13 protein-coding genes are annotated in these 15372 nt (G+C 68.4%); 5 read left to right on the plus strand and 8 right to left on the minus strand.

Going from position 1 to position 15372, the window contains the following annotated elements; translation table 11 throughout:
• Positions 1–7 precede the first annotated feature (7 nt).
• Together ACZK5N_RS00880 and ACZK5N_RS00885 are read right to left on the minus strand one after the other, a co-directional pair.
• The gene (locus ACZK5N_RS00880; RefSeq protein ID WP_459017953.1) at positions 8–877 is read right to left on the minus strand and encodes a sugar phosphate isomerase/epimerase family protein; all 870 of its coding nucleotides are present in this window, start codon (positions 875–877) and stop codon (positions 8–10) included.
• Positions 878–880: 3 nt separating this feature from the next.
• Positions 881–2083: a Gfo/Idh/MocA family protein gene (locus ACZK5N_RS00885; RefSeq protein ID WP_459017954.1), complete on the minus strand. Its 1203-nt coding sequence runs from the start codon at positions 2081–2083 to the stop codon at positions 881–883.
• Between the two features lie 161 nt (positions 2084–2244).
• On the opposite strand from ACZK5N_RS00885, the gene ACZK5N_RS00890 reads away from it, so the two are divergent.
• The gene (locus ACZK5N_RS00890) at positions 2245–3009 is read left to right on the plus strand and encodes a 3-ketoacyl-ACP reductase (RefSeq protein ID WP_459017955.1); all 765 of its coding nucleotides are present in this window, start codon (positions 2245–2247) and stop codon (positions 3007–3009) included.
• Positions 3010–3019: 10 nt separating this feature from the next.
• Positions 3020–5146: an FAD-binding protein gene (locus ACZK5N_RS00895; protein ID WP_459017956.1), complete on the plus strand. Its 2127-nt coding sequence runs from the start codon at positions 3020–3022 to the stop codon at positions 5144–5146.
• 38 nt (positions 5147–5184) lie between these two features.
• On the opposite strand, the gene ACZK5N_RS00900 is transcribed toward ACZK5N_RS00895, so the two are convergent.
• Entirely contained in the window at positions 5185–6093 is a 909-nt protein-coding gene (locus ACZK5N_RS00900; RefSeq protein WP_459017957.1) for a DUF6807 domain-containing protein, read from the minus strand.
• Between the two features lie 123 nt (positions 6094–6216).
• Between ACZK5N_RS00900 and ACZK5N_RS00905 the strand changes: the two genes are divergently transcribed.
• On the plus strand, positions 6217–6843 hold the full coding sequence (locus tag ACZK5N_RS00905) for a bifunctional 4-hydroxy-2-oxoglutarate aldolase/2-dehydro-3-deoxy-phosphogluconate aldolase (RefSeq protein WP_459017958.1): 627 nt from the start codon (positions 6217–6219) through the stop codon (positions 6841–6843).
• A 1-nt stretch (position 6844) separates the two neighbouring features.
• On the plus strand, positions 6845–7948 hold the full coding sequence (locus ACZK5N_RS00910) for a sugar kinase (RefSeq protein ID WP_459017959.1): 1104 nt from the start codon (positions 6845–6847) through the stop codon (positions 7946–7948).
• A gap of 24 nt (positions 7949–7972) precedes the next feature.
• Here the strand turns inward: ACZK5N_RS00910 and ACZK5N_RS00915 are convergent, their stop codons facing one another.
• The 5 genes from ACZK5N_RS00915 to ACZK5N_RS00935 all read right to left on the minus strand — a co-directional run bounded on the left by ACZK5N_RS00915 (position 7973) and on the right by ACZK5N_RS00935 (position 13988).
• Complete coding sequence (locus tag ACZK5N_RS00915; RefSeq protein WP_459017960.1) at positions 7973–9640, minus strand: hypothetical protein; 1668 nt, start codon at positions 9638–9640, stop codon at positions 7973–7975.
• 2 nt (positions 9641–9642) lie between these two features.
• The gene (locus ACZK5N_RS00920) at positions 9643–10506 is read right to left on the minus strand and encodes a carbohydrate ABC transporter permease (protein ID WP_459017961.1); all 864 of its coding nucleotides are present in this window, start codon (positions 10504–10506) and stop codon (positions 9643–9645) included.
• Positions 10503–11405, minus strand: a complete 903-nt coding sequence (locus ACZK5N_RS00925) for a carbohydrate ABC transporter permease (RefSeq protein WP_459017962.1) — start codon at positions 11403–11405, stop codon at positions 10503–10505. The genes ACZK5N_RS00920 and ACZK5N_RS00925 overlap by 4 nt, the downstream gene beginning before the upstream one ends.
• A 19-nt stretch (positions 11406–11424) precedes the next feature.
• On the minus strand, positions 11425–12696 hold the full coding sequence (locus ACZK5N_RS00930; RefSeq protein ID WP_459017963.1) for an ABC transporter substrate-binding protein: 1272 nt from the start codon (positions 12694–12696) through the stop codon (positions 11425–11427).
• 143 nt (positions 12697–12839) lie between these two features.
• Complete coding sequence (locus ACZK5N_RS00935; RefSeq protein ID WP_459017964.1) at positions 12840–13988, minus strand: Gfo/Idh/MocA family protein; 1149 nt, start codon at positions 13986–13988, stop codon at positions 12840–12842.
• Between the two features lie 419 nt (positions 13989–14407).
• On the opposite strand from ACZK5N_RS00935, the gene folP reads away from it, so the two are divergent.
• Positions 14408–15295, plus strand: a complete 888-nt coding sequence (gene folP / locus ACZK5N_RS00940) for a dihydropteroate synthase (protein WP_459017965.1) — start codon at positions 14408–14410, stop codon at positions 15293–15295.
• The last annotated feature ends 77 nt before the right edge of the window (positions 15296–15372 follow it).

Consider the following 15372-nt stretch of genomic DNA (forward strand, 5'->3'; position numbering starts at 1 on the left):
CATGAGTCTAGGGCTGCAGATGGGGGGCGACCCACCGGCCGAACGAGTCGACCGTGTCGCGTGCCACGACCTCGAAGTCCGTGCCCCAGATGGCAGCGTTGAAGATCTCCACCTCGACGTCGCCGTCGTATCCGGTGGCCTCGACGGCTCTGGTCAGCGTCTCGAAGTCGATGACGCCGGCCCCCGGCTGATGCCGGGACAACAGCACGTCGGCCTCCAGCGGCGCCCGCCAGTCACACACCTGATAGGCGGCGATCCGGCCCTCGCGTCCGGCGCGTTCGATCTGCGGGAGCACCTCGGGGTCCCACCAGATGTGGAAGGTGTCCACCGTCACCCCGGCGACCTGCGGCGACAGCCCGTCGACCAGGTCAAGGGACTGCCCGAGCGTCGAGACGACGGCGCGGTCCGCCGCGTACATCGGATGCAGGGGCTCGACGGCCAGCGTCACTCCGGCAGCCGCAGCGTCGGGAGCGAGTTCCTCGAGCGCCTCACGCACGCGGGCCCGCGCGCCGATGAGGTCCCGCGAGCCCTCGGGTAACCCGCCCGCGACGAGCACGAGGACTGCCCGCGAGCCCGGCGCCCCGGCCGCTGCGAGCGCTGCCGTCTCCTCGATGGCGCGACGGTTGTCGTCCAGGGACGCGCGCCGCTCGGGCCGGGAGACCGCGGTGAAGAAGCCCGCGCGGCAGTACGACGACATCCGCAACCCGGAGTCGGCCAGCATGGAGGCCGCCTCAGCCAGCCCGACGTCGGCCACGGGCTCCCGCCACAGGCCGATGGACTGCATGCCGGACCCGGCGGTAACGGTCAGCGCGTCACGCAGAGTGGCGTGCTTGATGGTGGCCTGGTTGATCGAGAGGCGGGGGTGCGCGGCGGTCACGGATCAGCCCAGCGGCGATTCGTCGAGGACGACCTTGCGACCCTCGCGACCGGAGCGCAGCGCCGCCTCCGCCAACCGCACGCCGCGCGCGCCGGCCAGCAGGTCGAACGGGTACTCGGTGCCCTCCACGTAGCTGGTGAGGAACTCCTCCCACTGCTGGCGGAAGCCATTGGTGAAGATCTCGTTGGTCGGCACCTCGGCCCAGTCCGCGGCGTAGTCGTGCGCGTCGGCCAGGTCGGGGTTCCACACCGGCTTCGGCGTGGCGTTGCGGTGCTGCATCTTCGCACCGAAGAGACCGACGACGGCGGAGCCGTGGGTGCCGTCGACGTGGAACTCGACCAGCTCGTCGCGGTTCACCCGGACGGTCCAGCTGGAGTTGATCTGGGCGACGACGCCGCCCTCCAGCTCGAACACGCCGTAGGCCGCGTCCTCGGCGGTGGCCGTGTAGTGCTCGCCGTGCTCGTCCCAACGGTCGGCGATGTGGATCGACGCCTGGGTGTAGACGCTCTTGACCTCACCGAAGAGGTTCTCCAGCACGTAATTCCAGTGCGGGAACATGTCGACGATGATGCCGCCGCCGTCCTCGGTCCGGTAGTTCCAGCTGGGGCGCTGAGCGGGCTGCCAGTCGCCCTCGAAGACCCAGTACCCGAACTCCCCGCGCACGGAGAGGATACGGCCGAAGAAGCCGGAGTCGATGAGGAGCTTGAGCTTCTGCAGGCCGGGCAGGTACAGCTTGTCATGCACCACCCCGGTCTTCACGCCTGCGGCCACGGCCAGCCTCGCCAGTTCAAAGGCCTCCTCGGCGGTCTCCGCCGTGGGCTTCTCCGTGTAGATGGTCTTCCCGGCGGCGATGGCCTTTCGGAGCGCTGCGCCGCGGGCCTTGGTGACCAGGAAGTCCGAGTAGATCTCCCACCGCGGATCCGCCAGGGCCGCGTCCAGGTCGGTGGTGTAGTCCTCGATGCCGTGCCTGGCTGCGAGCTCGGCGAGCTTGGACTCGCTGCGCCCGACGAGCATGGGCCGGACCGTGACGCGGGAACCGTCCGGCATCTCGATTCCGCCCTGGTCGCGGATGGCAAGGATCGACCGCACCAGGTGCTGCCGGTAGCCCATGCGGCCGGAGACGCCGTTCATGATGATGCCGATCTCGCGCACGGGGGAGGGTCCCTGCACCGTCTCGGCGGGCAGAGGCTTCAAAGTCGTCGTCACTCTCAGTTCCTGTTCTCTATGCGTCTGGACATCATTGGGTAAACGCTTTCCTCCAATCCTGACATGTCGCCGTCCTTACCGCAAGGGGCGACTGGTAGATCACCGCCGCGATTGCGGGAAAACGCTTGCCAAGCTGGCGGATTCCAGGAAGAATGGCGGTCATGAATCGTGTCGCCGTGGTCACGGGAGGCAGCAGGGGCATCGGCCTCGGCATTTCCCAGGCCCTCATCACCCAGGACTTCCGCGTGGCAGTGGTCGCCACCCGTCCCGAACCCGGCGGCCTCATCGACGGGCTCGGCGGGCGGGACAGCGCGGCGTACTTCCAGGGCCGCGTCGACGACCTGGACAGCCACGCGGGCCTGGTCGCCGACATCCTCGCCCACTTCGGACGCATCGACGTGCTGGTCAACAACGCCGGCGTCGCACCGGAGGAGCGCCGCGACCTGCTGGAGGCCACCCCGGACAGCTACGACCGGGTGATGGGGATCAACCTTCGCGGACCCTACTTCCTGACCCAGGCCGTCGCCCGGCAGATGCTGACGCAGTCCTTCGAGGCCGGTGCCCCTGTTCGGGGCACGATCATCAACGTCTCCTCGATCTCCGCCACGACCGTGTCGATCAACCGAGGCGAGTACTGCCTCTCCAAGGCCGGCGTCTCCATGGCCACCCGGCTCTGGGCCGCCCGGCTCGCGCCCGAGGGCATCCCCGTCTACGAGGTCCGTCCCGGCGTCATCGCCACCGACATGACCGCAGGCGTCACCGAACGCTACGACGCCCTGTTCGCCCAGGGCCTCGCGCCGATGCCCCGGTGGGGCAAGCCCTCGGACGTGGGGAGCACCGTCGCCGCTCTCGCCTCCGGCGCCATGCCCTACAGCACCGGAGACGTCATCCACGTCGACGGCGGCATGCACCTCCCCCGACTCTGAAGGACCTGGCGTGACCTCTCCCACTCTGACCCACCTGAGCCTCGGCGCAGAGCGCATACCCGTCATCACCACCACCAGCCTGGTGATCGGCACCGGTTCGGCCGGGTACTGCGCCGCAGAAAGGCTTGCCGGCTTCGGCGCGCCGGACGTGGTGATGGTGGCCGACAAGATCCGCGCCGGAGCGTCGCGCAACGCCGGTTCCGACAAGCAGACCTACTACAAGCTGACCCTGTCCGGCGGTGAAGCGGACTCGGTGCGCTCCATGGCGGAGACGCTGTTCAGCGGCGGGTCCATGGACGGTGACAACGCGCTGGCCGAGGCGGCCCTCAGCGCGCGGTGTTTCTTCCACCTCATCGAGGCCGGGGTCCCGTTTCCGGCCAACCACTCCGGCGAGTTCGTGGGGTACAAGACAGATCACGACCCGCGTCAGCGCGCCACCTCGGTCGGGCCGTTCACGAGCAAGTCGATGGTGGAGTCCCTCGAGTCACGCATCCGCACGCTCGGCATCCCGGTGATCGGGAACTGCCGGCTCATCGATCTGCTGGTCGAGGACGGCGAGATCCGCGGGGCGCTGTTCCTGCGCACCGACGTCGGAGCCACCCGTAATCAGGCCCAGGAGGAGGAGCCGGTCGAGACCAACCGCGGCGAGGTCCCCGCGCCGGAGCCGACCGGCACCCTCGTCCAGCAGCTTGCGAGGGAGACTTCGCGGTTCCTGGTGATCCGCGCCACCAACGTCGTCCAGGCCACCGGTGGTCCGGCCGGCATGTATGCCGACTCGGTCTTCCCCCACGGCCAGTGGGGCGGCGCGGGGGCCGCGCTGCGCAACGGCGCCCGCGGCCACAATCTCACCGAGTGGCAGTTCGGCATGGCGTCGATCAAACCGCGCTGGAACGTGTCCGGGACCTACATGCAGGTTGTGCCCCGGTTCGTGTCCACGGACGCCGGCGGCGGCGACGAGCGCGAGTTCCTCGCCGACGTCATCGCCGACCCGAACCAGCTGGCCAGCCTCGTGTTCCTCAAGGGCTACCAGTGGCCGTTCGACATCCGCAAGGCGCGCGACGGCTCCAGCATCATCGACCTGCTGGTGTACCGCGAGACTGCCACGCGTGGCCGACGGGTCTTCCTCGATTTCCGCAGCAATCCGGCTGGGGAGCTCGACGCGGCCCTCCTCGACGAGCAGGCCCGCGTCTACCTGGAGCGGGCCGGCGCCGCCGACCTGGCGGGCACGACCCCGATCCAGCGGCTCCGCCACATGAACGACCCGTCGTACCGGTTCTACCTGGGCCGCAACCCTGGCGTCGACCTGGAGACCGACATGCTGGAGATCGCGGTGTGCGCCCAGCACAACAACGGAGGCATCGCCGTCGACGACTGGTGGCACTCCTCCGTCATCGACGGGCTGTTCCCTGTAGGCGAGGCAGCCGGCGCCCACGGCGTCTACCGTCCCGGGGGCGCAGCGCTCAACTCCGGCCAGGTCGGCGCGACACGCGCTGCCCAGTACATCGCCGCGCACCGGGCGGATCTCCCCGGCAGCGACGGCTTCGAGGCAGTGGCCATCAGGGCCCTGGAGCGGGCGACGCGGCTGCTGGCCGACGCCGTCGACCGCTTCCGGTCGGGGGCCGAGGACAACACCGGGAGCCTCATCACCGAGGTCACCGAGCTGATGAGCCGCAACGCCGGCCTCGTGCGGTCGCGCGCATCCGTGCTGGCGGCGCTCGAGCAGGTCACGCGGTGGCTGGATGGCTACGAGGGGCTCATGGTGATCGACGAATCCTCGAGGCGCAGCGTGAACCGGCTGTTCCTCATCCACGACATCCTCACGAGCCAATACGTCTACCTCCACGCCATGAGGGACTACCTGGACCACGGCGGCAGGTCGCGCGGCTCCGTGCTCTACACCGACCCCGAGGGTGACCTCCCGTGGCCGGACCAGAACCTCGCCCTGCCTGAGGAGTTCCGGTTCGTCCTCGATGCCGGCGCCCTCGACGGTGTGACCCAGGAGGTGGACTGGTCCGGCGAGGGCGTGCCGGAGTTCACCTGGCGCGACGTGCGTCCCATTCCCAGCGACGACGACTTCTTCGAAAACGTCTGGCGCCACTTCCGCGCCGACCACGGGGTACCCTCACGTCGAGCCTGAAACCTCGGGAGCCCAGAGAGCGGGGCGAAGGGTCTGGCTCACTCGGATGTCGCAGATTCGGAGGTGGGGGTCGGGCCGATGGCCCGGAGTTCAGCGACGAGATCCGCACCCACACCTCCGGCATGGGCGGCCACGTCCGCGGTACCGACGACGAGCGCTGCGGACAGCACGAGCGTCTTGCCCTGCGGCAGCGGTGTCTCCGTGAAGAAGAACGGGGCCGGATTGAGCCCCGCGTACTCCTCGCTGCGGGCGAACCAGGGGTTGGGGTCCTCCGCCGCGTCCAGCATGAGGACACCGGCGGAGCGGTCCGAGGCCGCGAAGGCCAGCCATGGGCCCGGTTCCCCTCGAGCTGCGTCTCCCGCCGGCCCAGACGGCGCCAGGATCTCGCCGCCGGTGAAGGTGGCGGGGCCGCGCCAGAAGATGCCGCAATACCCGGCGTTCTCCCTGCCCTTGGACGTCGGCGAGCCGAAGCCCAGCCCCTCGCCTGAGACGTTCGTCAGCGCGCTGTGCCAGGTCAGCGCCCAGGTGACGTCATCGATGAGACGGGCCGTGAGGCGGCGCTCCTCGGTCAGCACCAGCGAGCCGTCCTGCGCCACCCAGTCCAGCTGTTCGACGAGACGGGCAGGGCCGGCGTCGGTGCTGATCTCGAAGGATCGGTGCACCTGCGCGCCGTTGTTGGGCAGCTGCACGTAGCCACGGCCGTGGACGTAGGTGGGGCCACCCCAGAAGTTGTGGGGCCCCACCACGGGGAGTGCCAGCGAAAGCCCCTTGTGCCAGACATGGTCGGCGGGGCGGTAGGCGGTGACGTCGCCGCCGGCGCGCGTCCGAAGGAGCGCATAGGGACGCGGCGACTCGAGTTGGACCTCCGTCGGTTCATAGACGTATTCGGCGACGGTGACCTCGCCGTCAACCAACAGGAGCCGACCGGGCCCGGTGTCGAACTTCATGGGAACTCCACGATGAGGATGGGGCGGGGCGCCCGCCTCAGCGGGCAGGAACCACACTAGAGGAATCGAAGGGAAAGCGCTATCCTAACGGAGACTTCAACCCACGCAAGCCAAGGAGGGCTCATGCACGTGGCCGACAATCGGATCATCCCGGTGGTGGTGATCAACCAGGCAGACCGCGCGGAGGCGCTCGGCGAGGCCCTGGTGGCGGGAGGCATCCCGATCGCCGAGGTGACGTTCCGCACGGAGGCGGCACCTGAAGCGATCCGACGCATGAGTGTCAACTCCGACCTGCTGGTGGGTGCCGGAACCGTCCTGAGTGTCGCCCAGGTGGACCAGGCCGTCGACGCCGGCGCGCAGTTCATCGTCAGCCCTGGCTTCAGCGCAGCGGTCGTTCAGCGCGCCCAACACCACGGCCTGCCGGTCTTCCCTGGCGCGGTCACACCGTCGGAGATCATGGCCGCGCTCGACCTGGGCCTGACCACCCTCAAGTTCTTCCCTGCCAACATCTACGGCGGACCTGCCGCCATCAAGGCGCTGGGCGCCCCGTTCCAGCAGGTGCGGTTCATTCCCACCGGCGGTGTGTCGGCAGACAACCTCGCCACGTACCTCGCGCTGCCCAACGTCGCTGCGGTCGGCGGCTCCTGGATGGTTCCCGCCAATGTGGTTGACGCCGGCGATATGGACACCATCCGACGTCTCTGCGCCGAGGCCTCAGCCGCGGTTGCCTCGTTCGGAACGGAGGCCTGACATGGCCACCCTCAACCTTCGTCCCGCCGACGAGTGCCGCTACCAGGCGGTCTCCCTGGGTGAGGTGATGCTTCGCCTCGACCCAGGCGACCTGCGCATCCGCACCGCCCGCTCCTTCACGGCCTGGGAGGGCGGCGGCGAGTACAACGTCGTCCGAGGCCTCTCCCGCGTGTTCGGCCTGCCGACGGCTGCGGTCACCGCGCTCGTCGACGACGAGGTGGGCCACCTCGTCGAGGGCTTCATCCTCGCCGGTGGCGTCGACGCCCGATGGATCAGCTGGGCGAAGAGTGACGGCGTCGGCCGCACCATCCGCAACGGACTCAACTTCACCGAACGCGGCTTCGGCGTGCGCGGCGCCAAGGGCGTCTCCGACCGCGGCCACACCGCCATCTCGCAGCTGCGTCCGGACCAGATCGACTTCGACCGCCTCTTCGGCGAGCAGGGCGTGCGCTGGCTCCACACCGGAGGCATCTACGCCGCACTCTCCGAACAGTCCGCCGAGACCGCGCTTGCCGCGGTGAAGGCCGCGAAGAAGCACGGCACCGCCGTCTCCTACGACCTCAACTACCGCCCCAGCCTGTGGCAGACCATCGGCGGCCAGGCCCGCGCCCAGGAGGTCAACCGCGAGCTGGCCGAGTACGTCGATGTGATGATCGGCAACGAGGAGGACTTCACCGCAGCCCTCGGCTTCGAGGTCGAGGGCGTCGACGAGAACCTCGCGGAACTGCCCATCGAGGGCTTCAAGGCCATGATCGAACGGGTCGCGGGGGCCTACCCGAACATGGGCGTCATCGCCACCACCCTGCGCACAGTCCACTCGGCCTCAACCAACGACTGGGGCGCAGTGGCCTGGTCCGCCGACACCGGCCTGGTGCAGGCCACCCACCGCGAAGGCCTGGAGATCCTCGACCGGGTCGGCGGTGGAGACTCTTTCGCCTCCGGTCTGATCTACGGCCTCCTCACCGGCGAGCCGCTCTCCACCTGCGTCGAGTTCGGCGCGGCCCACGGCGCCCTCGCCATGACCACGCCCGGCGACACCTCGATGGTGACCGCAGCCGAGGTCCTCAAGCTCGCGGGCGGCGGCAACGCCCGCGTAGATCGATAGGGGCGGGTCTGGTTTGGAGTGTTCTCAGCTCACCCGGCGGATGCGCAACTCCAGTGGCCCATCCGAGCGCCAGGCGACCGCCAGCCTCGGTCCCGTGACGGCGTCGGAGCCGCCTGAGTAGCGCACGGCCTCACCTGGCTCGTAGAACGCTGCAGCGCTCAGGCAATCCGACGCTGGCTCGACAGACCACGCCACGCCGTCGTGGGTGCGCACCTCCACGGGGCCCAGCGCAGTCCAGAGCCCTGGGTCGACGGTGGCGGTCGCGCCCGTCAACGCCTCGGAGCCAGGCCCGAGGGCGAGTTCCAGGCTCAGCGGAACCGCTGGCCCGACGCATGCCACCGCCACCCGTAGCCCGTCGGGGATCCGCTCGACGGTGACCGTTGTGGCGAGCTGCACCGCGTCCACGTCCCGGCGGGAGAAGGACATGCTGGCCGCGAAGCGTCCGTCGAACTCGAGCTCGTAGCTCCCGTCGCCCCTGTGGTCGGCCACGCCGAGGGGCTGGTAGTAACCCGCGGAGACGGTCTCGTTGAGCGTCACGCGATCGCCGTGTCGCTCCAGCGTGTCGGCGCGGAACGGGCTCAGACCGAAGAAGGCCCGCGACAGCCTCATCCCCGCGATGTGGAGCCCTCCGCGCCGGTAGGAGGCAAACGTAGGCTCGTGGTTGACGCCCGAGCAGACCCGGCCTACGGCCGCCACGTCCGAGGCTGCGCGCACGACGAGCTCCTCATCCTTACCCACGTACAGGGCCAGCTCGCTGGCCGTGAAAGTGTGCCAGCCCTCTGGGCGAACGATCTGCGGCGGGGGCGTCGTCGCCTGGACGAGCGAGCCGTCGAGGAGCCCGGCCGCGATCTCCACCGGGTCTCCCCCGCCAGATACCGCGCACCGCTGCGCCATCGATGCGCAGAGTCCGCAACAGAAGGCGCCGGCGGTGGTGAGATAGCCGAACTCGAAGGGGGCGACGCTGAACGCCCTTCCCTGGTCCTGGCGGCGCGACTGGAGGGTGAGCACAGACCCGCCGTCGGCCGTGAGGAGGGCCTGCGCGTGCAGGTTGCGGTGCACCACGTCCAGAAGGTCCGGCCGATTCAGCAGGGAGGCGAGGACCGTGAGGCTCGGATTGCTCACGTAGGCGGCGTAGTTCGGGCTTCGTTCCGAATAGAGGCCGTCCTCCTGGATGTCGATGCCCTCGGCCAGCCACTGCTCGGCGCGCGCGGTGAGCGCGGGATCGCCGAGGACCGCTCCGGATCGTGCGAGCGCCGAGGCGATCTCCCAGCGGTGGTTGGGGGTGTGCACACCTCCGGACCGCAGTGCCTCGGCGACCGAGGCGACGATGCGGCCCAGCCGGCGACTCACCTCGTCCCACGGTTCACCCGAGGCGTCCACCGCGCGCAACACCAGCGCGAGGCGGGTGAGGCCGTTGATGCTGAAGCTCGTATCCGGCGGGGAGAGAACGTTGTCCCCGACAACGAACAGCCCGGTTCCCTCGTCCTGCTGGCGCGCCAGCGAGTCGAGCGCACTCAGCGCGACGCCGGTGGCCGCGTCGTCGACGCACCCTTCCAGCAGCATCCAGTAGGTGGCCGCCTCAGCCAGGTGTTGGAGGCGGCGGTGCGGCTGCTCGGCGTCGGTGCGAACCTCCGGCCCGCTCCAGGTCTCGAAGAGAGATCCGACGATCCGCCTCCTCAGCCCACCCACCATGATCAGCCCTTCAGCCCGCTGTTGAGATCGGCGTTGAGGATGTATTTCTGGAAGAGGATGAACACGAACCCCATCGGGATGATCGAGATGACCGAGGCCGACAGCAGCACGGACCAGTCGATGTTCTCCGCTCCGACGATTGAGCGCAGGGCAACCTGAAGGGTGTACAGGTTCGGGTTGTTGAGCACGAGCAGCGGCCAGATGAAGTCGTTCCAGCGCCAGTGGAAGGAGAAGATCGCCAGCGTGAACGCGATGGGCTTGGCGAGCGGCAGCATCATGGACCAGAAGATCCGCATCTCGCTGGCGCCGTCGATGCGGGCGGCCTCGAGCAGCTCGTCGGGGACGCTGCGGTAGTACTGGCGGAACATGAAGATGCCTGTAGCGGTGATGATCGACGGGATGATGACACCGGGGAGCTGGTTGTAGAGGCCGAGGTCGCGGATGACGATGAACGTCGACGGCATGATGACCTCGGTGGGCAGCATCGTGGTGGCGAGGATGCAGATGAAGAACACCTTGAGCCACTTGTTCTTGTACTTGGCGAAAGCGAAGCCAGTCATGGCGCTCACGATGACGGTCAGCACCGTCGTGACGATCGCGACGACGGCCGTGTTGCGGAAGTAGAGCGCGAAGTCGTAGCGCGACCAGGCCGTCTCGTAGCCGGCCACGGACCAGTTCTCGGGGAGGGCGGTCAGCGGGTAGCGGAAGAGCTCACCGGCCGGCTTGAAGGAGCTGAGAAGGAACCAGGCCAACGGAACGATGAACAGCAGCGCCATGCCCCACAGGACGGCGGTCTGCAGCGCCGAAGGCACCCAGTATCCGGGCTCGCGGTGACGTCGACGTCGGGGCGTGGAGGTCTTGCTCATTCGTACTCAGCTCCCTTGTCGAACTGCATCTGGATGCCGGCGATGACCAACAGCAGCAGCATGAGGATGACCGACGCCGCGCTCGCGTAGCCGATCTTGGCCCGCTCAAAGCCGGTCGAGTAGATGTACTGCACCATCAGGTTGTTCTGCGTGCCCGGCCCGCCGCCGTTGAGCGCCTGGATCAGTGCGAATTCCTTCATGGCGCCGATGGTGCTGAGAAGAACCACCATGAAGGAGGTGGGCTTGAGCAGGGGAAGGGTGATCTTCCAGAACTGCTGCCAGGTGGATGCGCCGTCGATGCTGGCCGCCTCGTAGTAGGACTGCGGGATGTTCTTCAGCGCGGCGGCGAAGAGCAGCATGGAGAAGGCCATGCCGCCCCAGATGCCGGCCAGGACCACCACGGACAGCGACAGGTTCGCATTGGACTGCCACGAGATCGGGGCGATGCCGACGAGGCTCAGAAGGTAGTTGACGAGTCCGAAGCTCTCACCGAAGAGCCAGCGCCAGATGACACCGGCGACGATCGGCGAGACCAGCCACGGAAGGAAGAAGATGACGCGGGCCACGCCGGCCCCCTTCGTCCGCGGGCTGGTGATCAGCCACGCGGACAGAAGGGAGACGACGAAGCCCAGCGGCACCACGACGACCGCGTAGGTCAGCGTCCTGAACAGCGCGCTGTAGAAGTCCTCGTCCTGGAAGAGCTCGACGAAGTTCTCAAGTCCGATCCACTCAGCCGAGCCGATACCGCGGTAGTCGGTGAAGGCGTAGTAGATGCCGAGGCCTCCCGGCATGACGAAGAACAGCACGAACAGGACCATCGTGATGATGGTGAAGGACAGGGGGGCCAACAGCGGGATGCGGTTACCCCGCCGCTTTCGGCTTTCTACATGCGTGCTCATAGACGTTCTCCTCGGTCGATCAGCTCAGGGCGCTGGTCATCTGCTCGGAGATGTTGGCCATGGCCTCATCGATGGTGACCTCGTCGTTCAGGTACTTGACCGTCTCGTCGCGCATGGGATCACCCTCGGTGACCTTGCCCTGCACCGCGTTCTTGATGTCGTTGGCCAAGGCGATGCCGACCGCATCGGGCGAGACCGAGATTTCCTCGATGTAGATGTCGAACGCCTCCTGGTTGCCGGTGTAGGTGGGCTCGATGCCCTCCGATGCCGGAAGCATCGAGGAGTACTCCATCAGCCGGGTGTAGTGCTCCGGGGTGTAGAGCCAGTCGACGAAAGCGAGCGCCTCGTCGGTCTGGCCCGTCTCCTCGAAGACCACCATGTCCGCCGCGTTACCGAACATCGTGGCGCGAACAGGCTGGGCGGGCATGCGGACCGAGACCCACTCGAAGTCCGTGATCTCGGCGTCGAAGGACGCGATCTGCCACGAGCCGGAGTAGTACGAGGCGACCTGGCCGGACTTGAACAGCGCGGCGGGGTCGTCGGCGCTCAGCCACACCGAACGGGGCATGAAGGAGTCGTCGTTGAGGGTCTTGAAGTACTCGATAGCCGGCTGAGTGGCGTCGTTGGTCTCGTAGACTCCCTCGTCGTTCGGGAGCCAGAGCTCGGAGCCGAACTGGAAGAGGAAGGACTTCAGACGGTGCGAGGAGCGGTCCATGACCATGCCGTACTTCGCGCCGGTGGCCTGCTGGACGCGCTCGGTGGCCGCCACGTACTCGTCCCAGGTCCAGACGTCGTCACCGGAGGTCGGCCAGGTCTCCCCTGCCTCGTCCCACAGCGTCTTGTTCAGGTAGAGCCCGACGGCGGTCAGGTCGCTGGGCAGCGAGAGAGCCTCGCCGTCCTCGGTGACCTTGGCGAGATCCATCATCACGTCGTTCTTCTCACCGATGTCGGAGAGGTCGGCGAGCTGATCGATCCACGTGGGGTCCACCGATGGCATGCGGGCGAGGGCCGGCAGATCATTGGCCAGCGCCGCGTTCTTGACCTTGACGGCGAGGTCGTCATAAGCGAGATCGACGACCTCGATCTCGACGCCGGTCTCCTCGGTGTACTCCGCCGCGAGCTTGGCGTAGCCGCCGCCCTGGGAGGTGTCGCCCGAGAGGTAGAACTGCAATGGCTCACCGCTGGGGGCCTCGGCCCCGTCTGTGGTGGCGGGGTTGCTGCCACCGGCGCATGCCGCCAGGGGCAGCAGCAGCGCCATAGCGATGCCTGAGGTAAAGCGCTTCTTGAGCACTGGTACTCCTTTCGATGGTCACACGCCTTCTTTGGCCTGCGTCCCGTAACGACACCGCAGCGTGCGTGCGATCGGGTGCCCCCAGGCTAGCAAGCGCTTTCCCGCATGTCACGCTTTTTGTGTGAACAATCTTTCACTCCTTGTCAGGGGGTCCAGCGGGTGGGGGACGACGCGGCCCACGGGGCCCCGACCGCAGACCACGAGCGTCCTTGACGCACCACGGACGACACTGAATCGGCTATCGCGTGCATCACCGGGACACGGGACTCCCCGTCGCCGATCCACGTGACGTGCGCCTGATCCACGGGCGTCGGCTCGGGCGCCGTCTGGCTGGCCTCGAGGACACACATGAACGCGCCGATGTCCACAAGGGGGGCAAGGAGCGGTGTGCCGTGTTCGCGATGGTCCAGGAGGTTGGCCAACAGGCCCTGCCGCGACACCCGCTCCGTGCGCTCGGGCTCGCCCGTCAGGCGCCAGTCCACCTCGTCGTCGCTGTAGCGGAAGATCACGGAACCGCGATCCCCCATCACCGCGACACTCGGCGAGGGTTCCGATCCCCCGGTGTCCGCGCAGAGTGTCAGCGCCGCCTGGACGGGGACCCCGACTGTGGTGCCCACCTCCACCCAGGCTGTGTCGTCGGTCTCGATGTCGTGCGCCCGGTAGAGCTCGGTGTCCACCCATCGCACCTGGTCAGCGCGTTGCGCGCCCGCGACCGCCAGGGCTGCGGCGACGGCGTGTGCCAGCGGATTGGCGACCACGCCGTCGGCCACCCGCTGGCCGTCGAACACGCGATGACCGGCCCAGGAACTGCGGTTGTAGTATCCCGCGCTGCGGCTCCACTCCCCCCAGGCGACCACCCGGGCGTGGTCCCCGACCAGCCCGTCGGCGAGCGCGACCTGCAGCACATCGACCCCGTCGGAGCCCAGTGCCTGGAAGCCCACCTGGACGGCTCGGCCGGTGCCTTTGGCCACACTGAGCAGGGCATCGAACTCCGCCAGCGACGCCGTCGGCGGCTTCTCGAGCAGCACGTCGGCCCCGTGCTCGAGGGCGAATGCGCCGAGCGCGCCGTGGGTGCCGATGGGGGTGGCGATGCTGACCACGTCGGCCGGATGCGCGGCAAGCGCTTGCTCGAGGGTGTCGTAGACCGGCACAGCATCGAACCCTCCGGGCCGTGGATCGACGGCCGCCACAAGGACGGCCCGCCCGGCGGCCTCCATCTCGGCGATGGCCTCGAGGTGGAGCCGGCCGTACCCGTTGACGCCGACTTGGATGATTCGCGCGGGGATGCTCACGCGGCAATCCTGTCACCTAGGCGCCGGCACAGCCCAACCTTCCGTCAAAACCGGGGTGGCCGCCGACGCGTCGCACCCGACGCGCGGGTCGGAAACGTCGTCGAGCCGGACACGCGGGTCCAGGATGGTCCTTGAGCCGGACACGGCTGTCGGAGGACTCCTTTGAGCCTGATTCGAGTCTCGTGGCCCGGACCGTTTGCTTTGAACGTTCAAGTCGTCCACCAGACCCAGATCCGGCTCAACACACTCTCGCGGGAGCCGTGTCTGGCTCGTCACAGGCTTTAACGATCCAACCCACCCAGATCGTCGCTGAGTGCCGTGTCCGGCTCAACACCCTCCCCCGAAAGCCGTGTCCGGCTCAACGCACTCCCAGCCGCCGGCCCGACAAGGCCGCCGCGACGCCCACCTAGACTCTCGGAGTGACCCGTCCTCAGCCCGCCCCGCTCGTCCTGCGTGGACTCCGCTTCGACGCCTCCCACCCCGCCGTCATGGGCATCATCAACCGCACTCCGGACTCCTTCTACGCCACCGCCCGCTACCTCGACGACGACGCCGCTCTCGCCCGCGCCGTGCAGATGGTGGACCAGGGCGTGGACCTCATCGACGTCGGCGGCGTGCGCGCAGGACAGGAGGGCGAGTGGATCGACGAGGCCACTGAGATCGCGCGCGTCCGCCCGTTCGTCCTCGCGCTCCGCGAGCGCTTTCCAGAGCTTCCGATCAGCCTCGACACCTGGCGGGCCGAGGTCGCCGCAGCCTGTGAGGGCGCCGTCGACCTCGTCAACGACACCTGGGCCGGCTCCGATCCGGACCTCGTCCACGTGGCGGCACGGCTCGGGGCAGGGTACGTCGTCTCGCACACCGGAGGCCTCCCGCCCCGCACCGACCCCGTCGGCATCGACTACGGACCTGGAGACGCCGTCGTTGACAACGTGTTGCGCGTCCTCGACGGCGGCGCCCGGCGCGCGCTCGACGCGGGCGTGCGAGCAGACGGCGTCCTCGTCGATCCCACCCTGGATTTCGGCAAGACCACCGCCAACTCGCTGGCCCTGGTGGCCGCGACGGACCGCGTCGTCGCCCTCGGGTTCCCGGTCCTGCAGGCCATCAGCCGCAAGGACTTCGTCGGTGAGACCCTCGACCTGCCCGCTGACGAGCGCCTGGAGGGCAGCCTCGCCGCGACCGCCGTCGCAGCCTGGCTCGGCGCCACGGTCTTCCGCGCCCACGACGTCCGCGCCACGCGGCGAACGCTGGACATGGTGGCCTCGATCCGCGGTGACCGTTCACCGGCGCGCGCCGATCGCGGCCGATAAGAATATCACCCGCTGTTCGGTCTGACCTATTGCCGCCCCGCCGTATGGGGGTAATGGCGCTGGTTTAGTGTGGGGGT

The organism is Tessaracoccus pujii, assembly GCF_055326215.1.